Annotated in this window: 16 protein-coding genes; 9 read left to right on the top strand and 7 right to left on the bottom strand. The window is 70.3% G+C overall.

Annotated elements, in window-relative coordinates:
- Positions 1-2 precede the first annotated feature (2 nt).
- Entirely contained in the window at positions 3-926 is a 924-nt protein-coding gene (locus tag ACIBH4_RS02930; RefSeq protein ID WP_362505204.1) for a carbohydrate ABC transporter permease, read from the top strand.
- Positions 927-994: 68 nt separating this feature from the next.
- Here the strand turns inward: ACIBH4_RS02930 and ACIBH4_RS02925 are convergent, their stop codons facing one another.
- Positions 995-2,503, bottom strand: a complete 1,509-nt coding sequence (locus ACIBH4_RS02925) for an alpha-N-arabinofuranosidase (RefSeq protein WP_362505201.1) — start codon at positions 2,501-2,503, stop codon at positions 995-997.
- Positions 2,504-2,790: 287 nt separating this feature from the next.
- Here ACIBH4_RS02925 and ACIBH4_RS02920 point away from each other — a divergent pair, with 287 nt between their 5' ends.
- Entirely contained in the window at positions 2,791-3,750 is a 960-nt protein-coding gene (locus ACIBH4_RS02920) for a TAXI family TRAP transporter solute-binding subunit (RefSeq protein WP_362505198.1), read from the top strand.
- A 156-nt stretch (positions 3,751-3,906) separates the two neighbouring features.
- Here ACIBH4_RS02920 and ACIBH4_RS02915 read toward each other — a convergent pair whose 3' ends face one another.
- Both ACIBH4_RS02915 and ACIBH4_RS02910 read right to left on the bottom strand, forming a co-directional pair.
- Complete coding sequence (locus ACIBH4_RS02915) at positions 3,907-5,376, bottom strand: HAMP domain-containing sensor histidine kinase (RefSeq protein WP_362505195.1); 1,470 nt, start codon at positions 5,374-5,376, stop codon at positions 3,907-3,909.
- Between the two features lie 6 nt (positions 5,377-5,382).
- On the bottom strand, positions 5,383-6,066 hold the full coding sequence (locus ACIBH4_RS02910; protein ID WP_362505192.1) for a response regulator transcription factor: 684 nt from the start codon (positions 6,064-6,066) through the stop codon (positions 5,383-5,385).
- A gap of 174 nt (positions 6,067-6,240) precedes the next feature.
- Between ACIBH4_RS02910 and ACIBH4_RS02905 the strand changes: the two genes are divergently transcribed.
- The 4 genes from ACIBH4_RS02905 to ACIBH4_RS02890 all read left to right on the top strand — a co-directional run bounded on the left by ACIBH4_RS02905 (position 6,241) and on the right by ACIBH4_RS02890 (position 10,365).
- Positions 6,241-7,266 carry a tripartite tricarboxylate transporter substrate-binding protein gene (locus ACIBH4_RS02905; protein WP_362505189.1) on the top strand — a complete coding sequence of 342 codons (1,026 nt, stop codon included), beginning with the start codon at positions 6,241-6,243 and terminating at the stop codon, positions 7,264-7,266.
- A 1-nt stretch (position 7,267) separates the two neighbouring features.
- On the top strand, positions 7,268-7,729 hold the full coding sequence (locus tag ACIBH4_RS02900; protein WP_362505186.1) for a tripartite tricarboxylate transporter TctB family protein: 462 nt from the start codon (positions 7,268-7,270) through the stop codon (positions 7,727-7,729).
- A 20-nt stretch (positions 7,730-7,749) separates the two neighbouring features.
- Entirely contained in the window at positions 7,750-9,255 is a 1,506-nt protein-coding gene (locus ACIBH4_RS02895) for a tripartite tricarboxylate transporter permease (RefSeq protein WP_362505183.1), read from the top strand.
- Between the two features lie 180 nt (positions 9,256-9,435).
- Positions 9,436-10,365: an alpha/beta hydrolase gene (locus tag ACIBH4_RS02890; RefSeq protein WP_362763279.1), complete on the top strand. Its 930-nt coding sequence runs from the start codon at positions 9,436-9,438 to the stop codon at positions 10,363-10,365.
- A gap of 44 nt (positions 10,366-10,409) precedes the next feature.
- Here ACIBH4_RS02890 and ACIBH4_RS02885 read toward each other — a convergent pair whose 3' ends face one another.
- From ACIBH4_RS02885 to ACIBH4_RS02870, 4 genes are read right to left on the bottom strand one after another with little or no spacing between them, the layout of a single operon-like run.
- Positions 10,410-11,801 (bottom strand): cellulase family glycosylhydrolase, encoded by a 1,392-nt coding sequence (locus ACIBH4_RS02885; protein WP_362505178.1) that lies wholly within the window; start codon positions 11,799-11,801, stop codon positions 10,410-10,412.
- 35 nt (positions 11,802-11,836) lie between these two features.
- Positions 11,837-12,661: a carbohydrate ABC transporter permease gene (locus tag ACIBH4_RS02880; protein ID WP_362505175.1), complete on the bottom strand. Its 825-nt coding sequence runs from the start codon at positions 12,659-12,661 to the stop codon at positions 11,837-11,839.
- Entirely contained in the window at positions 12,658-13,638 is a 981-nt protein-coding gene (locus tag ACIBH4_RS02875; RefSeq protein ID WP_362505172.1) for a sugar ABC transporter permease, read from the bottom strand. Before ACIBH4_RS02875 ends, ACIBH4_RS02880 begins: the two co-directional genes overlap by 4 nt.
- Before the next feature lie 8 nt (positions 13,639-13,646).
- A complete protein-coding gene (locus tag ACIBH4_RS02870) occupies positions 13,647-14,945 on the bottom strand; it encodes an extracellular solute-binding protein (protein WP_362505169.1) in 1,299 nt (432 codons plus the stop codon).
- A 176-nt stretch (positions 14,946-15,121) separates the two neighbouring features.
- Here ACIBH4_RS02870 and ACIBH4_RS02865 point away from each other — a divergent pair, with 176 nt between their 5' ends.
- The 3 genes from ACIBH4_RS02865 (at position 15,122) to ACIBH4_RS02855 (ending at position 18,568) form a co-directional block, all read left to right on the top strand.
- A complete protein-coding gene (locus ACIBH4_RS02865; protein WP_362505166.1) occupies positions 15,122-16,132 on the top strand; it encodes a LacI family DNA-binding transcriptional regulator in 1,011 nt (336 codons plus the stop codon).
- Positions 16,133-16,427: 295 nt separating this feature from the next.
- Complete coding sequence (locus ACIBH4_RS02860; protein WP_362505163.1) at positions 16,428-17,750, top strand: glycoside hydrolase; 1,323 nt, start codon at positions 16,428-16,430, stop codon at positions 17,748-17,750.
- Between the two features lie 140 nt (positions 17,751-17,890).
- Positions 17,891-18,568, top strand: coding sequence for a cupin domain-containing protein (locus ACIBH4_RS02855; RefSeq protein ID WP_362763282.1), 678 nt, complete (start codon positions 17,891-17,893; stop codon positions 18,566-18,568).
- Positions 18,569-18,725: the final 157 nt, after the last annotated feature.

Genomic DNA, 18,725 nt, shown 5'->3' with positions numbered 1-18,725 from the left:
CCATGAGCTTGACGACCCCCACGGGGCTCAAGCGGACCGAGACAGTCGGGGCGGGACACCGGCGCCGGCCGCCGGCACGCAACGGGAAGCAGTCGCGGACACTCGGTGAGCGCCCCAACTGGCTGGGCGGGATCGCGGGCTGGCTGTGGCTCGCGGTCGTGATCGTGCCGATCTACTGGATCGTCATCACCAGTTTCAAGGCCCAGAGCAGCTACTACGCCAGCAACCCGCTGGCGCCGCCCACCGAGCCGACCCTCGACAACTACCGGATGGTCGTCGAGTCCGACTTCCCGCTGTACTTCCTCAACAGCCTCATTGTGACCATCGGCGCGGTCGTCCCCGCGGTCGCGGTCGCGTTCATGGCGGCGTACGCGATCGTCCGGGGCAGCACCATCTTCGGCTTCCTGCGCAGGGTGAACTCGCTCTTCCTCATGGGCCTGGCCATCCCGTTGCAGGCGACCATCATCCCGATCTACCTGATCATCATCCGGCTGCAGCTCTACGACTCACTGACGGCGCTGATCCTGCCGTCGATCGCCTTCGCGATCCCGCTGTCGGTGCTGGTCCTGTCGAACTTCATCCGTGACGTGCCCAAGGAGCTGTTCGAGTCGATGCGGCTGGACGGCGCGAGCGAGATGGCGACGCTCTGGCGGCTCGCCCTCCCGCTCACCATGCCGGCCGTCGTGACGGTGACGATCTACAACGCACTGACGGTCTGGAACGGGTTCCTGCTGCCGCTCATCCTCACCCAGAGCCCCGACAAGCGCACGCTTCCGCTCGCGCTGTGGACCTTCCAGGGGCAGTACAGCGTGAACGTACCGGCCGTGCTCGCCTCGGTCGTGCTGACCACGCTGCCCATCCTGGTCCTGTACGTGGTCGGCCGCCGCCAGCTGCTCAGCGGCCTGACGGCAGGGTTCAGCAAGTAGCCGCACCCTGCCGTCCGGCGCCCCTCCCCCCTTGCCGTCGGCGAGCGGACGGCGAACGGACGGACGGGTCAGGCGCGGAGGAGACGGATCACGTTCCACGAGACGGCGGGCAGCGTGATCTCCAGGGTCCCGGCGTCGAGGCGGGCCTCGGTGTTCGTACGGGGGGCCACCGTGTCCGGGGCGTCGGCGGTGTTGCGGGCGTAGGGGTCGGGGCCGGACAGCACCGTGGCCCCGGCGAGCCTCACCGGACCGAGGGCGCGCAGGTCGGCGGTGAGGGTGAGCGGCCGGTCGGTCGAGCGGTTGACGGCGAACAGCGTGGTGGCGCCGCTCTCCTCGTCGTGGGTGGCGACGGCGTCGAGGGCGGCGACCTCTCCGAACCTCGCGGTCTCGTGGGTGGGAGAGGCGGACTCGATCCGCAGCACCTGACCCACCGCGTACCGGGAGGCCTGGGCGAAGGGGTGGAAGGTGGTCTGCCTCCAGGCCCTGCCGCCCGGTTCGGTCATGATGGGGGCGATCACGTTGACCAGCTGGGCCAGGCAGGCGGACGTCACCCTGTCGCTGTGGCGCAGCAGCGAGATCAGCAGCCCGCCGAAGGTCACCGCGTCGGCCAGGTGGTAGTGGTCTTCGAGCAGCGGCGGAGCGACCGGCCAGTCGCGCGGTGGTTCTGCGTTCTGGAAGCGGGACAGGTACCAGACGTTCCACTCGTCGAACGAGATGTTGATCTTCTTCTTGTTTCTGAGCCTGGCGCCCACGCTGTCGGCCGTCGCCACCACCGCGTCGATGAAGTGGTCCATGTCGGCCGCCGAGGCGAGGAAGCTTGCCAGGTCGCCGTCGTGCTCCTCGTAGTAGGCGTGGCAGGAGACGAAGTCCACCAGGTCGTAGGTCTCCTCCAGCACGGTGGACTCCCACGCGCCGAAGGTGGGCATGCCCGAGCCCGAGCTCCCGCAGGCGACGAGTTCCAGGGCCGGGTCGATCATGCGCATGGCGCGGGCGGTCCCGGCGGCCAGCCGCCCGTACTCGCGGGCGCTCATGTGGCCGATCTGCCACGGGCCGTCCATCTCGTTGCCCAGGCACCACATCCGGATGTCGTGCGGCCTTTTGGCGCCGTGGGCGACGCGCAGGTCCGACAGGTGGGTCCCGGACTCGATGTTGCAGTACTCCAGCAGGTCCAGCGCCTCGGCGACTCCCCGGGTGCCGAGGTTGACGGCCATCATCGGCTCCAGCTCGGCCTTGCGCGTCCAGGCGACGAACTCGTCCAGGCCGAACTCGTTGGTCTCCGTGCTGTGCCAGGCCAGGTCGAGCCGCCGGGGCCGTTCGCTCCTGGGGCCGACGCCGTCCTCCCAGCGGTATCCGGACACGAAGTTCCCACCGGGGTAGCGGGCCGTGGTCACGCCCAGCTCGCGGGTGAGCTCCAGCACGTCCCCCCGGAAGCCCTCCTCGTCGGCGGTGGGGTGGCCGGGTTCGTAGATGCCGGTGTAGACACATCGGCCGAGGTGTTCGACGAACGTCCCGAAGGTGCGCCGGTGGACGGGGGCCACCCTGAACGCGGGGTCGAGGGTGAGGTGCGCGGACAGCACGAAGGTCTCCTCATGTGCGACTCATACTGCGACTCATGTGCGACTCATGCGCGACCCGCGCCGGCCTCCGACGCGAGATCGCCAAACTCGTGGATCACCGCAAAGGCGGGCGACTCCAATTGTTGGCGATAACACGAGCGAAAGGCCAGCCGTTGGCCAGGGGAAGAGATCCTCGGACCGGAGCCTCCCGGGGCCTCCCGAAGCCCTCGGCCCGGCGAGAACCTCCTTCTCCGGTTGCCCGGAGGGAAAGATCCGCAGACCGGGGCCGCCGTCCGTATCATCTCCGCATGGCGCTGAATCCGGAGCCGCGGTTCAGCCGGAGGGCGGTGCTCCTTGCCGCCGGAGGGCTGCTCGCCGGCTGCTCCCGGCAGCCCGAGGCCGACAAGGTCCACCTGCGCCTCGCCACCGGGCCGGCGGGGGCGGTGTACCGGCGCATCGGCGGCGCGCTCGCCGAACACGTCTCCGAGCGGGTGCCGGGCGTCACCCTGGTCACCGTGCCGAGCGGGGCGTCGGCCGACAACATCCGGATGCTGCGGGCCGGCGAGGTCCACCTCGGGCTGACGAGCCTGGACGCGTTGATCACGACCGACGGCAGCGCGCCCGAGGGACTCTCGGCGATATGCCGGCTCTACGACAGCCACCTGCATCTCGTGGTCATGGCCGGTTCCGAGATCGGAGAGTTCCGGGATCTCCACGGCAGGCGTGTGTCCCTGGGCGCTCACGACTCGGGCACCGAGTTCACGTCGCTGCGGGTTCTGGAGCTCGGCCGGATGAAGACCGACGTCCGCTACCTCAGCCAGGCCGAGTCGGCGGCGGCGCTGCGCGACGGCGAGATCGACGCGATGTTCTCCCTGACCGGCGTCCCGACACCCGCCGTCACGGAGCTGGCGCGACGCCACCCGATCCGGCTGATCCCGCTGGACGCGCAGGCCGACGCGCTCTTCGCCGCGTTCCCCGGCCCCTACGCTCCGGCCACGATCCCCGCGACCGCCTACACCGGCGTCCCGGCCACCCGCACCGTCGCCGTGCCGAACGTGCTCCTCGTGCGCGACGACCTGCCCGACGGCCTGGTCCACGCCATCACCGACACGATCTTCACGCACACCGGCACGATCATCTCCGCCAGCCGCGACGACGCCGAGGCCGTTCCAGAGGCGTGGCAGATCAACGTGCGTACCGGGATCTCCACCGCGTCGATCCCGCTCCATCCGGGAGCGGCCGCCTGGTTCCGCGACCGCAAGCGCTGACCCCGGGCGGCGGGCCCGCGACGGAACCTGAGTCTTCTCGGGCGCACGACCTCAGACGCGCGAAGGAGCCGGCTTCCCAGGCGCACCATCTCGGACGCCCGAGGGAACCGGCTTTTCCCAGGCGCACCATCTCGGACGCCCGAGGGAACCGGAGCCTCAGGCGCACGAAGGAGCCTGGTCCTCGGTCGGCGACTCCTGTCCCGAGACGGCCGGCAGCGCGACCACCGCGGCGAATCCGCACCCGGCCCCGTCCGGACGCGGCAACCCGTCCTCCAGCCGCAGCTCGCCCCCGGCCGCCCCGACCAGGTCGGCGCAGATCGCCAGCCCCAGGCCGGTCCCCGGCACGTTCTGGTGCCGCGGTGACCGCCAGAACCTGCCCAGCGCCTGGGCCCGCTCGGAGGCGTCGATTCCCTCGCCGTCGTCACGGACGGTGATCGTGACCACGTCTCCGGAGGCGTCGCCGGCGCCCGTACCTCCGGGGACGAATCCGGCCCTCACCTCCACCACCCGCGCGCCCGAGAGCCGCAACGCGTTGCTGATCAGCTCGTCCAGGATGCTGCCCAGCCCGCCCGTCGGCTCCAGCAGCCGCAGCCCCGACGGCACGTCGACCGCCAACCTCTGCCCCGCCGTCGCCGTCAGCGCCTGCCACCGGTCCACCCGGGTCGCCAGCACCGCGTCGAGATCCACCGGCGACGCCGTGCGTATGCTCTCCATCCGCGCGCTGGCCTGCAGCGAGTTCAGCATCCGCTGCATCGCCTTCAGCTCGTCGACGGCGATGTCGTAGACCTGCCGCCCGCCGCCGGTCTCGCGCAGGTGCGGCTCCAGGCTCTCCACGGCGAGCCGGAGGCTGGTGAGCGGATTGCGCAGTTGGTGCGAGGCGTCGGACACGAACGCCCGCTGCCGCTGCACGGCGTTCTCGACCGCGTCCATCATGGTGTTGAACGACTCCGCCAGCCGCCGCAGCTCGACCGGACCGGCCTCGGCGTCCGCCCGGATGGTGAGGTCGCCCCGTGAGATCCGCGAGCTCGCCGCGTCCAGTTCCCGCACCGGCCGCAGCACCCACGCCGACACCGGCCAGGCGACGGCCACCAGTGCGACCAGCGGGAGCAGCCCGAGCCCTGCGAGCCAGGCCCATCGCACGAGGATGCGACGGTGCGTCTTCGACAGGCCGGAGATCGTCACGACGGCTCCGACGACCTCGCTGTCCCTGCCCACCGGCTCCGCGACCACGAGCGCGGAGCCGTCCCACGGAGCCCACTCCCCGGAGGGCTCGGACCTCGCCCCGGCCAGCGCCGCGGTCACGATCCTGGGCAGCGCCCGCTCGGCCCGCGCCGCCCGCCGGTACGCGGCGGCCGGTCCGAGCAGCACCGTGCCCGAGGTGTCGATCACCGCGGCCGGGATGCCGTACAGCTCGTGGTAGCGCGCCAGCTCCTGTTGGAGCGCCTCGGTCCGCCCGGTCGACAGCGCGGTGTCGGCGAGCGAGGCGAACCGGCCGACGTCGTTGAGCCGATCGACGTAGGTCTCCTGCATCTCCCGCTCGGCCACGGTGACGCTGAGCGGCACCCCGAGCGCCGCGACGAGTAGCACCGCGAGGGGGACGAGGACGACGAGCAGGCGACGGTGCACGGCGCGTCAGCCGATCAGCTCCGGCTGGTCGGCCAGGAGCCGATAGCCGACCCCGTGGATCGTGCGGATGAGCACGGCCGGCCCGATCTTGTGCCGCAGCGCCGCGATGTGGGTGTCCAGGGTGCGGCTGGAGGACTCCCAGGTCGCGCCCCAGATCTGGTCGAGGATGACGTCGCGGCTCACCACGTTCGGAGCCCGCCGGGCCAGCAGCAGGAGCAGCTCGAACTCCTTGCGGGTCAGCGTCACGGGCGTGCCGCCGACGGCGACCTCGCGGGTGCCGACGGCGATCCGCATCGGGCCGAGGACGAGTGGCTCGTCGGGGTGGCTCAGCGCGCGGGCCACCCGGGTGCGCCGCAGGACGGCGTCGATCCTGGCCAGCAGCTCCGGTATGCCGAACGGCTTCACGATGTAGTCGTCGGCGCCGGCGCGCAGGCCGCGGACCCGCTCGTGCTCCTCCGATCGTGCCGTCACGGCGATGACCGCGGTCTCCGGGCGGTCGCGCAGCCTGCGGATCACGTCGAGCCCGTCGCCGTCGGGCAGGCCCAGGTCGACGAGAACCACGTCGGAAGGGGCCGCGCGTACGGCCTCCGCCGCGGTGGCGATGCGGTGGACCTCGAAGCCCGCCTGGGCCAGGACGGTGACCAGACCCCGCGCCACGCGGTCGTCATCCTCGATGATGGTGATCCGCATACCGGCGGATTTTACGGCGTGAATCGCCTTCTGGTCAGCCCTTCATTTTTTTTGATTTCTCTGACATCCATCGCATTCTTTGGATTTCTCTGACACTATTCGCGCCCTCGTCAGTCGAGACTGAGGCCGCGCGCATACCGGCAGATGCGCGTGCGCCAACGAGGAGGCCTCGACATGAGAACGACCGGCAGACACCGGGCCATCGCACGGCTGATCGCCACGATCGGCGCCGTCTCACTTGTCGCCGCCTGCTCCGGCAACGGGGGCGCCACCGGCGGAAGCACCGCCGCCGGTGGCTACCCGGACCAGAACATCACGTTCGTCGTACCGTTCAGCGCGGGCGGCCCGACGGACACCGTCACCCGCATGATCGCCGAACCGATGGCCGCCAAGCTCGGCGCCAAGATCGTCGTCCAGAACGTCGAGGGCGCGGGCGGCACGGTCGGCGCCGGCGAGGTCGCGCGGGCCGCCCCCGACGGCTACACGGTGCTCATGCACCACATCGGCATGTCGACGGCGCCCGCCCTCTACCAGAACCTGGGCTACCAGCCGCTTGAGGACTTCGAGATGGTCGGGCTCGTCACCGAGGTGCCGATGACGGTCGTCGCCCGCAAGGACTTCACGCCCGCGACGCTCCAGGACCTCGTGACCCACGTGAAGGCGAACGCCGGCGAGGTCACGCTGGCCAACGCCGGCATCGGCGCCGCCTCCCACCTGTGCGGCCTGCTCTTCCAGACCGCCGCGGGCGTCAAGCTCCAGGAGGTCCCCTACCAGGGCACCGGCCCCGCGCTGACCGACCTCGTCGGCGGCCAGGTCGACTTCATGTGCGACCAGACGACCAACACCAGCGGCCAGATCTCCGCCGGTGAGGTGAAGGCGTACGCGGTCACCACCCCGGAGCGGGTGAAGAGCCTGCCGGAACTGCCCACCACGGCCGAGGCCGGGCTGCCCGGACTCCAGGTCAGCGTGTGGCACGGCCTCTACGTCCCGGCCGGCACCCCGCAGGACGCCGTCCAGAAGCTGTCCGAGGCGCTGAAGACGGCACTGGCCGACCAGGGAGTCGTCGAGCAGATGGCCAAACTCGGCACCGTACCGGTCCCGGCCGAGGACGCGACCCCGCAGGCGCTGCGGGCCAAGCTCGAAGAGCAGCTCGGCACCTGGGCCAAGGTCATCGCAGACGCCGGCGTCAAGGCCTCCTGAAGTGGAGCGCCGCAGGTCCCTCCCCGACGTCCTCGCCGGGGGAGTCTTCGTCCTGATCGGTGGCGCGTTCGTGGCGGGGTCGCTCGGCCACGAGCTGGGCACCCCGCTGCGGATGGGCCCCGGCGCCTTCCCGCTGCTGGCCGGCGCGATCGTGACGGTCCTGGGCTTGGCGATCGTCGTCAAAGGGCTCGTCGCCGGCGAGGTGATCTCGTTCGGGCCGATCCCCTGGCGTGCGGTCGCCGTCATCACGCTCGCGCTCGTGTTCTTCGGCCTCACCGCCCGGGGCCTTGGATTCGTACCGGCCTCGGCGGCGACCGCCCTGCTCACCGCGCTGGCCGACTCGCGCGTACGGCTGCTCACCGCCGTCGCCGTGGCCGCCGGGCTGACCGCGGCCGCCACGCTCATCTTCGTCGTCGGACTTCAGCTGCGGATCCCGCTGTGGGGCCCGTGGCTGGGGTTCTGACGCGACATCCGGATTGAGGCATGGAACTTCTCGAAAACCTCGCGCTGGGCCTCTCCACCGCCCTGCTACTGCAGAACGTCCTCTACTGCTTCGTGGGGGTGCTGCTCGGGACGGCGGTCGGCGTGCTGCCCGGCATCGGGCCGACGGCGACGGTGGCGATGCTGCTGCCGATCACGTTCGGCTTCGAGCCGGTGACGGCGTTGATCATGCTGGCGGGCATCTACTACGGCGCGCAGTACGGCGGCTCGACGACCGCCATCCTGATCAACCTGCCCGGTGAGTCGTCGGCGGCGGTCACCGCTCTGGACGGGCACGAGATGGCCCGGCAGGGCCGGGCCGGCGCGGCGCTGGCCACCGCCGCGATCGGATCCTTCTTCGCGGGCACGGTCGCCACCGTCGTACTCGCCGTCGCGGCCCCGCCGCTCGCCCGCGTCGCATTGACGTTCGGCCCCGCGGAATACTTCTCGCTGGTGCTGCTCGGCCTGATCGTGTCGATCGCGCTGGCGCGCGGCGCGGCGCTCAAGGCACTGGCGATGATCGGGCTCGGTGTCCTGTTCGGCACGATCGGCCAGGACATCTACACCGGCACGCCCCGGTTCGTGTTCGACCGGCGCGAGCTGTACGGCGGCGTCGACTTCGTGTCGGTCGCCGTCGGCGTGTTCGGGGTGGCCGAGATCCTGCGCAACCTGGAGAACGAGCGGACTACCGCGGCGATCGCCGACAGGGTGAGGAACCTCTGGCCGACCCGCGAGGACCGGCGCCGGATCGTCGGCCCGATCCTGCGGGGCACCGCTCTCGGCTCCGCGCTCGGCGTCCTGCCCGGCGGTGGCCACGTATTGGCCTCGTTCACCTCGTACGCCGTCGAGAAGCGGATCTCAAGGCGGCGGCAGGAGTTCGGGCACGGCGCGATCGAGGGCGTCGCCGGCCCCGAGTCGGCGAACAACGCCGCCGCGCAGACATCGTTCATCCCGCTGCTCACCCTGGGCCTGCCCGCCCACCCGGTGATGGCGCTGATGGTCGGCGCGTTCATCGTCCACGGCATCACCCCCGGCCCGAACGTCATCACCGACGAGCCGGCGCTGTTCTGGGGCCTGATCGCGTCGATGTGGATCGGCAACGTGCTGCTCGTGCTGCTGAACCTGCCGCTGATCGGCCTCTGGGTGCGCATGCTGCGCATCCCGTACCAGGTGCTGTTCCCGATGATCATCCTGTTCGCCGCGATCGGCACGTACTCCCTGGCGTTCAACGCCTACGACGTCTACGCGATCGTGTTCTTCGGGATCCTGGGCTACCTTTTGATCAAGTGTGGCTGCGAGCCCGCGCCGCTGCTGCTCGGCTTCGTCCTCGGCCCCCTGCTCGAGGAGAACCTACGGCGGGCGCTCATCATCTCCCGCGGCGACGCGTCGGTCTTCCTCACCCGGCCGATCTCCGCGACGCTCCTCGCCCTGGCCGCGGCGGCGCTCGTCGTCACCGTCCTGCCGGCGATCCGCAGACGCCGCGAACTCGTGTTCACCGAGGAGGAGTAGGAGTCCTCCCCGGCGGCCGGGGTAAGGCTCTCGTCTCCATCCGCCTGGCGAGCAACCGGATATCTACCTAATTCGCCAGACATTCCACCTTATCGTGGGCGGCATTCCCGACACCGAGCGGCCGAACTCGGTCGGCAGGCGCCGACCGGGTACGACCCGCCAAAGAAGGAGGCGACAGCGATGTCAGGGATGTCAGGGCCCCTCTTCAATCCCGACCTGCGCATGGCGCGGTTCCTGCCGCGCTCGGTGGTCAGTCCGCGTACCCTCGGCCTGGTCCGCAAGCTGGAAGGGCTCGGCGGGAGCAGGCCCCCCTCGAAGGGGACGATCGTGCACGTCGACGCCGACGTCTCCGTGCGCGTCTTCCGGCCGGCGTCGGCCAGGAACCCCGCACCGGCTCTGCTGTGGATCCACGGGGGCGGATACGTCACGGGAACCGCCGCGATGGGAGACCGCATGTGCCGCCATGTCGCCGAGCGGCTGGAGGTCGTCGCGGTGTCGGTGGAATACCGGCGGGCACCGGAGCATCCGTTCCCGACACCGCTGCACGACTGCCACACGGCGCTGCGCTGGCTGGCCGGACAGCCGGACGTCGATCCGGCGCGCATCGCGATCGCCGGCGAGAGCGCCGGCGGCGGGCTCGCCGCCGCACTGACGCTGCTCGCCAGGGAGCGCGCCGAGGTGAACCCGGTGTTGCAGGTGCTGTCCTACCCGATGCTCGACGACCGGACCACGGCGCGGACCGACGTCGACCGGCGCGGGCTGCGCATCTGGAGCCAGGAGAACAACCGCTTCGGATGGCACGCCTACCTCGGCCCCGCGGCCACCGGCGACGTACCTCCGCTGGCCGCGCCGGCCCGCTACGAGGACCTCTCCGGACTTCCGCCCGCCTGGATCGGTGTCGGCACCAACGATCTGTTCCACGACGAGGACGTCGCCTACGCCGAACGACTGCGGCAGGCCGGCGTCCCCTGCACGCTGCACGTGGTGCCCGGCGCCTACCACAGCTTCGACGTGATCCAGAGCGGGGCCGCCGTCTCACGCGCCTTCATGCGGCACCAGGTGGCGGCACTGAACGACGCGCTCAACGGCACCGGCCGGACACTCGCCTGACCGACCTCCCCGGCACGCGGGGGTATCGCACCCCCGCGGGGTGGTCAGGCGTCGTCGCCAGGGGCTTCACCGCGCAGGTTCTCGGCGAGCAGGTCCAGCAATGGCTGCCGCCGGACGCACTGCTCCAGGGCGAAGGAGTCGGCCAGGGCGGTGAGTTCCTCGTCGGAGCAACCGCGCAGCAGATCGGCGTACTCGGGCAGCAGCGCCTGGGCGATGAGGATGTGCCGGATCAGGTCGTCGATCTGGTAGCGGGCACCCCACGGGTAGGGATCCCAGGTGGGGAACTCGGTCTCCATCAGCCGATGCAGGGGGGCGAGCTCGCTCGCCGACTCCTCCATCGTCGAGCCCCACCGGTCGGCGCCCAGCCGTCCCTTCTTGGCGATGAAGGCACCGAAGCGGCTCATGTACGGCTCACCCGCGCTGACCAGGCCCTGCAGCCCGACGTCCTTGTAGGTCCACAGCGACCAACCGGCCTCGTAGGAGTCGAAGATCTCCAGCTGGTCGCGCAGGATCTGGTAGCGCTGCCGGTCGATCTCCGGGGTGCCGGTGTAGACGGGGCCGAACTCGCCCACCCAGATGGGGGTACCGGTCTCCCGCTGGAAGATCGTCCGTCGCTCGAAAGAGCGCTCCAGCTGCTCCCGGTCCACCCACTCGCCACGGGTGTGGCCCGGGTAGGGGCCTCCGTGCGCGAAACCGGCCAGGGCGTAGTCGTGGCAGACGAAGACCGTGTTCTCGTACACCTCGCGGAAGATCGAGAAGTCGGTGGAGTAGGTGTTGCCGTCCAGGAACAGCACGTGCTTGGGGTCGACGGCGCGGACGGCCTTGACCAGGCGGTCGTAGAAGGGGCCGACGACCCGCCCGCCGGAGTCGCCCGGCTCGTTGATCGGGTTGTATCCGGCCACCCAGGGGTTGTCCCGGTAGCGGTCGGCCACGACCTCCCACAGGTGGACGGCACGGTCCTGGAAGTGCCGGTGCTGCCAGAACGCAGCGATGTGGGTGGGGTTGTCGGAGTGCCAGTGCTGGTTCTGCGCCCCGGGCAGGGCGTGCAGGTCGATGACGCTGCGGATGCCGTGCTCGGCGAGCAGGGCGATCACCCTGTCCAGGTGACGGAAGCCGTGCTCGACGATCTCGAAGGGGCGGTCGTCGGACTCCAGGTGACGGTAGTTGATCGGGATGCGGACGCAGTTGACACCGAGGCCGGCCAGCAGCGCGGCGTCGTCCGCGCCGAAGAACGAGGTGAGCAGACGGTCGAAGAACAACTCGGCCCGCTCCTCCCCCAGCACCCCCCGCACGGCCTCGCGCATCGCGGCCTCGTTGGCCGGGTAGCCGGTGATGAAGTTCTCCATGTTCAGCCAGCCCCCGAGGCCTACTCCACGCAGCCGTACCGGGGTGCCGGCCGAATCGACGAGACGGGATCCGGCGACACTCAGGGTCATGTTGTCTCACTCTCTACACGACGACGGAATTCGGGTCAGCCCTTGGTGGCGCCCGCGGTGAGGCCGCTGATCAACTGACGCTCGGCGACGGCGTAGAAGGCGAGCGCCGGAACCATGGAGACCATGACGTAGGCGAGGATCCTCGCGGTGTCGGACATGTACTGTCCTCGGAACTCCTGGACACCGAGCGGGAGGGTCCACAGGTTCGGATCGTTGAGGACCACCAGCGGCAGGAAGAAGTTGTTCCAGCTCGCCACGATCGCCAGCACCGAGACGGTGGCGAGGGCGGGCCTGGCTATCGGCAGCAGCACTCTCCAGAAGAAGCCGAAGGGGCTGCAGCCATCGATGATGGCGGCCTCCTCGACCTCCTTGGGGATGGATCGGAAGAACGTCCGCAGGATGATGACGGTCAGCGGGAGTCCGAACGCGGCCTGCGGCAGGATCACCCCGAGAGGGTTGTCCAGCAGGCCGAACGTACGCAGCAGGACGAACAGCGGCAGGATCGCCACCGCGAAGGGGAACATCAGCCCGATGGCGAACAGCGTGAACAGGAACTCCCTGCCGCGGAAGGCGAACCTGGCGAAGGCGAAGGCGGCCATCGCCGACAGGCCGACGACCAGCACGGTGGTCGTGACCGCGATGAACAGGCTGTTGAGGAGCTGACGCCAGAACACCCCGGAACCGATCACGTCGGTGTAGTTCTCGGTGACCCACGGGGAGGGCAGGCCCAGCGGGTTGCCGGAGAGCTGGCCTGAGGTCTTGAAGCCGCCGAGCAGACCGTACAGGAAGGGGACGACGACGAAGACGGCCGCGACCCAGATGATCACGTGCGTCGGGTACGTCCTGAGCCGGGCGATCATCGACGGTCTCCCATGGTGGTACTCGCCCCTTCCAGGTCTCGGCGCAGGACGAACCGCTGGTAGCCGAGGGCGAAGACGAGGCTGATCAGGAACATGACGACGCTGATCGCGCTGGAGTAGCCGATCTGGGTGCGTTTGAAGCCGTACTCGAACATGGTGACGGCCATGGTCTCCGAGGCGTGCGAAGGGCCGCCGCCGGTGAGGATCCAGACCAGGTCGAAGAGCTGGATCGTGCCGATGACGGACAGGAACACGCTGACCCGGACGGTGGGGCCGAGCAGCGGCAGGGTGACGTGGCGGAACACCTGCCAGCCGCCCGCGCCGTCGATCCTGGCCGCCTCGCCCAGCTCCTTGGGGATACCCTGCAGCCCGGCCAGATAGATGATCATGTGGAACCCGAAGTACTTCCAGGTGATCACCAGGAAGAGCGAGAACATCACGGTGTCCGGTTCGGACAGCCAGGGCCACGGCTCCAGCCCCCAGGAGGTGAGCAGCTGGTTGGCCAGGCCCGCCTCGGGCGACAGGATCAGCGAGAACAGCACGCCGGTGATCGCCTCGGAGAGCATGTACGGCGCGAAGAACAGCAGCCGGTAGAAGGCGCGCCCGCGGATTCTCTGGTTCAGCATCACCGCCAGGCCCAGCGAGAGCGGCAGCTGCACCCCCAGGCCCAGCACGATCAGGATGGCGCCGTTGCGCAGGTCGCCGACGAAGATGTCGCTCTGGAACAGCCGGGTGAAGTTGTCCAGGCCGATGAAGTTGCTCGGCGGGCCGATGCCGTTCCACTTGTAGAGGCTGGTGTAGCCGGCCACCAGGATCGGTGCCAGCACCAGCAGCACGAACAGGACGAGCGCGGGGAGCACGAACAGGATCGCGGTGACCCAGCCGCGCCCCCGGCGGGGGCCGTCGGCCCTCCGCCGGGCGGCGGGTTTTTCTGCGTGAGGGGCCGGACGTGCGTCCGGCCCTGTCATCGTCTTCATCCGGGCGGTTACTCCGACTCCGCCTTGGCCGTCTCGGTGATGACCTGGACGACCTCCTCAGGCGTCTTGGTGCCTCCGATCAGCTCGGCCACGGCGTCGTTGACCTCCTGGCCGACGGCCGGCGGGTACTCCTGGTCGAGGTAGAGCTGGAAGCCGCTCGCTGCCGCCAGCGTCTCGGAGACCGTCTTGATGTGGGGGTCGGTGACGGCCGTGTCCTCGCCCTCCTTGAGCACGGGCAGGACCCCGCCGGCCTTCACGGCCTTGCTGTGGTTCTCCGCCGTGAGCGAGAACTTCAGGAAGTCCAGCGCGGCGGGCGGGGCGTTCACGCCCACGGCCATACCGCCGCCGCCGCCGAAGGCGTCGCCCGCCGATCCCTTGCCGCCCTCCACCGCGGGGAAGGTGAAGAAGCCGAGGTCGTCGCCCAGGCCCTTGCCCGAGTCGTTCTGCACGGACGGGGCCCACTGGCCCATCAGCTCCATCGCGGCCTTGCCGTTGCTCACGCTGGCGGCCTGGCCGTCGGGGGTGGAGTAGTCGGCGCCCAGGAAGCCCTTCTGGAACGGCTGAAGGTCGACGAGTTCCTTGAGCCGCTGCCCGGCGGTGACGAAGTCGGGGCCGGTGAAGTCGTTGGTGGTGCCGGCCTGCTTGAGCGCGTCCAGCCCGGCCACCCGCATCGCCAGGTAGGCCCAGTAGTAGTGGCCCGGCCACTTGGCCTTGCCCGCGAGGGCGATCGGGGCGGTGCCGGAGTCCTTCAGCTTCTTCACCGCGTCCAGGAACTCGGTCCAGGTGGCGGGCGGGGTGGTGATGCCGGCCTTCTTGAACAGCGCCTTGTTGTACCAGAAGCCGACCATGCCGATGTCGACGGGCAGCCCGTAGGTCTTGCCGTCGAACTGGTAGGCGGACAGTGACGCCGGGGTGAAGCCGCCGATGACGTCGCCGGCCTCTGAGGACAGGTCCTTCACCAGGCCGGCCTCGATGTGCTGCTTCAGGACGCCGCCGCCCCAGGTGGAGTAGAGGTCGGGCGCCTTGCCCGACTGGGTGAGCGTGGCGAGCTTGGGCTTGTAGGAGTCGTTCTCGATCGCGACGTTCTTGATCGTGACGTTCGGGTGGGCCGCCTGGTACTCCTTGATGCGATCGGCCCAGAAACCCTTGAGGGGTTCCGCCGTCGCGAAGTTCCAGAACTCGAAGGTGACCTTGTCCGAGCCGGCGCTCTCGCCAGATTGGGCTCCGTTGCCGTCTCCGGTCGTACTGCAGGCTCCGAGAAGCAGCGCGGACACCGCCAGAGCCACCACGCCTCGCCGACTCAACATGGAGATCCCCTTTCGGGAGGTAAGGTGAAAGATTTCATATTTTCCCCGAATATTTCGTGATCCGGAGAATAGGTAAATTCGCGGTTACACGTCAATAGCCCGGCGGTAGTGATCCCGAACAGCAACGACCACCTCCACCGGAGGCTCTCCGAAAGGTTTCAGTTAGTATTCGCCACATGCCAACCAAGCCGCGCGTGACGATCGCCCTCATCGCCGAGGAGGCCGGGGTCTCCGCGCCCACGGTCTCGAAAGTCATCAACGGGCGGCCCGAGGTCGCGACCGAGACCAGGCAGCGCATCGAGCGTCTGCTGCACAAGCACGGCTACCAGCGCAGGACCGGTCAGGGTGACGTCCCCGTCGGCCTGGTCGACCTGGTCTTCACCGAGATCGAGAGCCCGTGGGCGATGGAGCTGGTGCGCGGCGTGGAGACCGCGGCCCGCGAGGTCGACGCCGGGGTGGTCGTCTCGGTCCTGCACAGCCACGCCGGGCCGGGCAGGGACTGGGTGGAGCGGATCGCCGCCCGGCGCACCGACGGGGCCATCCTGGTCGGCTCCCGCATCAGCGTCGACCAGCACGGCCAGCTGGCCGCCAGGGCCATCCCGTTCGTGGTGGTGGATCCGGAGGGCGAGCCGCCGCCCGGGGTCGCCTCGGTCGGCGCCACCAACTGGAACGGCGGCCTGGCCGCGACCCGCCACCTACTGGAACTGGGCCACCGCAGGATCGGGATGATCGGCGGCCCCGCCACCATGCTGTGCAGCAGGGCCCGCGTCGACGGCTACCGGGCGGCGCTGGAGACCGCGGGGATTGCGGTGGACACGGAGCTCATCAGGTACGGTGACTTCCTGGTCGGCTCCGGCCGCGACCACGGCCACGACCTGCTGTCCCTGGACGAGCCGCCCACCGCGATCTTCGCCGGCAGTGACATGCAGGCGTTCGGCGTCTTCGAGGCGGCCAGGCAGCGCGGCCTGCGGGTCCCCGACGACCTGTCCGTGGTGGGCTTCGACGACCTGCCGTTGGCACGTTCCGCGTGGCCACCGCTGACCACCGTGCGCCAGCCGCTCCAGGAGATGGCGGAGCTGGCCACCCGGATGGTGCTCGCGCTCGACCGAGGCGGGCACGAGCCCCGGCGGGTGGAGCTGGCCACCGACCTTCTCGTCCGCGAGAGCACCGCCCCGCCGGCCGGCTGACCTCGCCCCGTCTCCGCCGCGATCGGCCTCCCCCGCCCGCGCCCGACCCGGCGCACCCTCCCCCCACGACGCCGCTTTCCGGCCGCGGGCCCCGCCGGACCTCGCCGATCTCCTCCCCCGCCGTGCCCTGACCGGCTGTTGACGACCGCTCTCGAAACATTTACGTTACTTGCCACGAAATATCTCGGTAATATTGGGAAAGTTTCGGAAAGCGGGTTTCCGCATGTCTCGACGCCACAGGGCGCTGCTGGCACCGATCCTCACGCTCCCCCTCCTCGGAATCAGCCCATCCACCATGGAAAACGTCTCTCACGTCCGGGTGGACCACCACGACGTGCTGCAGCGGATCGACGGCTTCGGCTTCTCACAGGCGTTCCGGCGCAACGAGCTGGTCCGCGCGCTGCCCGTCGCCAAACAGCGGGAGATCCTCGATCTGTGGCTCAGTCCCGAGAAGGGCGCGGGGCTCAGCATCCTGCGTCTGGGCATCGGCTCCTCCCCGGCGGGCAGCCCGTACGACCTGATGACCTCCATCCAGCCCGAGGATCCCGGCGGGCCGTCCGCGCCGCCGAGATACGTCTGGGACGGCGAGGACGGCGGCCAGGTCTGGCTGGCCAAGGAGGCGAGGCGCTACGGCGTGAGCCGCTTCTACGCCGACGCCTGGAGCGCCCCCGGCTACATGAAGGACAACGGCTCCGACAGCAACGGCGGGAAACTGCTGCCCGAATGGCGGCAGGCGTACGCGAACTACCTGGTCCAGTACACGAAGTTCTACGCCAGGGAGGGCATCAGGATCACCGACCTCGGGTTCACCAACGAGCCCGACCTCACCGTCTCGTACGCCTCGATGCGGTTCACCCCCGCCGAGGCCGCCGAGTTCGTCAAGGTGCTCGGCCCGGTCGCGGCCCGCACCGGGCTCAAGGTGGTCTGCTGTGACGCCGCCGGTTGGTCCCGGCAGCGCGAGTACACCACCGCCGTCGAGGCCGACCCCGCCGCGCGGCGGTGGGTCGCCACGCACGCCGGGCACCCCTACGTCAGCCCGGTGGACGGCCCGCTGCCCACCGACCGGCCCGTGTGGATGTCGGAGTGGTCGCCCGACGGGACCACCTGGAACGAGGCGTGGGACGACGGCAGCGGCTACGACGGCTTCGCGGTCGCCCGGCAGATCCACGACTCGCTCACCCTGGGCGGGGTGAGCGGTTACGTCTTCTGGTTCGGCGCCTCGCGCGGCACCACCCGGGGACTGATCCAGATCGACGAGGCCACCGCGACCTACCGCGTCTCCAAGCGCCTGTGGGCACTGGCCGCCTACAGCCGCTTCGTCCGCCCCGGCGCGGTCCGGCTCTCCGTCGCCGCGACCGACCCGGCGCTGAAGGTCACCGCCTTCCGCAACGCCGGAGGCGCCGGGAGCATCGGAGGCGCCGGAGGCTCGGAGGTCGTCGAGATCCTCAACACCTCCACCGCCCCCGTCACCACCGAGATCACCACCCGGCCCGGCCGCGCCACCGCCTATCTGACCGACGCTGAGCACTCTCTCGCCGCCACCCCGCTGGTGGGGCTGAGGCCCTCCAGGAGCCTCACCCTCGCCCCGCGCTCCCTGACGACCGTCGTCGTACGGTGACGCGCCCGTGCGAGAACACCTATCCCCGTAACGGACGAAACGGCCTCACGTCGCCTCCGGCGGGGTATGACCGGTCCCGAGCCGCGCCCGGCGGAGGCGTCCGCGGAGTTTCGAGGAGTTTCGAGGAGTGAGGAGCACCCGTGTTCGGTACCGGCGTAAGCGATCTGACCGTCTATGACTGGCCCACCGAGGACGACCTGCGCGGGGGGTCGCCCCACCTGCACACGCTGTGCGCCGAGGCGTACGCCGTGGTGGCCGGTTCCGGCAGCGTCCAGACCCTGACCTGGAGTGGGTACGAGGAGACGGCGCTGGCTCCCGGCTCCGTCGTCCACTTCACCCCCGGCACGATCCACCGCCTGGTCAACGGCGGCGGCCTGCGCATCGTGGTCCTCATGCAGAACAGCGGCCTGCCCGAGGCCGGGGACGCCGTCCTCACCTTTCCCCCCGAGATCCTCGCCGACCCCGCCAGGTACGCCGACGCCGTGCGCTCGGATCCGCGCGAGCGCCGCGACCTGGCCGTCAAGGGGTTCCTCCGGCTCCGCGCGCAGGGGCGGCCCGGCTTCGCCGCCTTCCTGGAGGCCGCCGCCAGGCTCGTCGCCCCCCGCCTGGACACCTTCGAGTCCCGCTGGCGCGACGGCCCGCTGCGCGCGGCCGAGACGACCGGCGCCCAGCTGGCGGCCCTGCGCGACGGCGACCTCGCCCACCTGCGCGAGGCCGCGGTGACCCGGGTGCCCTCCGTGCCCCGCGACGGCATGTGCGGCCACCTGCTCACCTATCCCGCGGACCTCCCCGATCGGCCCGATCACGGCCGGGACTGAGAGACCACGGCACCCCGGGAAACACCGGGGATACCGGGGCCACCGGGGCCACCGGGGCCACCGGGGCCACCGGGGGACACGAACCGCCGGGCGGCGCGGCGGCGCGCGCCGCCCGGTTCTCCCGGCGTCCCGACGGGAAATGTCGGTGCGATCTTCT

The sequence above is a fragment of the Streptosporangium sp. NPDC050284 genome, from assembly GCF_044459525.1.
Taxonomy (GTDB): domain Bacteria; phylum Actinomycetota; class Actinomycetes; order Streptosporangiales; family Streptosporangiaceae; genus Streptosporangium.
The sequence above is the reverse complement of the archived record's forward strand: the minus strand, read 5'-3'. Positions and strand labels throughout refer to the sequence as shown.

What these genes read in the sequence shown, in the direction of transcription:
- ACIBH4_RS02930 (WP_362505204.1), top strand. Translation starts at nt 3, where the DNA reads ATGAGCTTGACGACCCCCACGGGGCTCAAGCGGACCGAGACAGTCGGG.
- ACIBH4_RS02920 (WP_362505198.1), top strand. Translation starts at nt 2,791, where the DNA reads ATGGCGCTGAATCCGGAGCCGCGGTTCAGCCGGAGGGCGGTGCTCCTT.
- ACIBH4_RS02910 (WP_362505192.1), bottom strand. Translation starts at nt 6,066, where the DNA reads ATGCGGATCACCATCATCGAGGATGACGACCGCGTGGCGCGGGGTCTG.
- ACIBH4_RS02905 (WP_362505189.1), top strand. Translation starts at nt 6,241, where the DNA reads ATGAGAACGACCGGCAGACACCGGGCCATCGCACGGCTGATCGCCACG.
- ACIBH4_RS02895 (WP_362505183.1), top strand. Translation starts at nt 7,750, where the DNA reads ATGGAACTTCTCGAAAACCTCGCGCTGGGCCTCTCCACCGCCCTGCTA.
- ACIBH4_RS02890 (WP_362763279.1), top strand. Translation starts at nt 9,436, where the DNA reads ATGTCAGGGATGTCAGGGCCCCTCTTCAATCCCGACCTGCGCATGGCG.
- ACIBH4_RS02885 (WP_362505178.1), bottom strand. Translation starts at nt 11,801, where the DNA reads ATGACCCTGAGTGTCGCCGGATCCCGTCTCGTCGATTCGGCCGGCACC.
- ACIBH4_RS02880 (WP_362505175.1), bottom strand. Translation starts at nt 12,661, where the DNA reads ATGATCGCCCGGCTCAGGACGTACCCGACGCACGTGATCATCTGGGTC.
- ACIBH4_RS02875 (WP_362505172.1), bottom strand. Translation starts at nt 13,638, where the DNA reads ATGAAGACGATGACAGGGCCGGACGCACGTCCGGCCCCTCACGCAGAA.
- ACIBH4_RS02870 (WP_362505169.1), bottom strand. Translation starts at nt 14,945, where the DNA reads ATGTTGAGTCGGCGAGGCGTGGTGGCTCTGGCGGTGTCCGCGCTGCTT.
- ACIBH4_RS02865 (WP_362505166.1), top strand. Translation starts at nt 15,122, where the DNA reads ATGCCAACCAAGCCGCGCGTGACGATCGCCCTCATCGCCGAGGAGGCC.
- ACIBH4_RS02860 (WP_362505163.1), top strand. Translation starts at nt 16,428, where the DNA reads ATGGAAAACGTCTCTCACGTCCGGGTGGACCACCACGACGTGCTGCAG.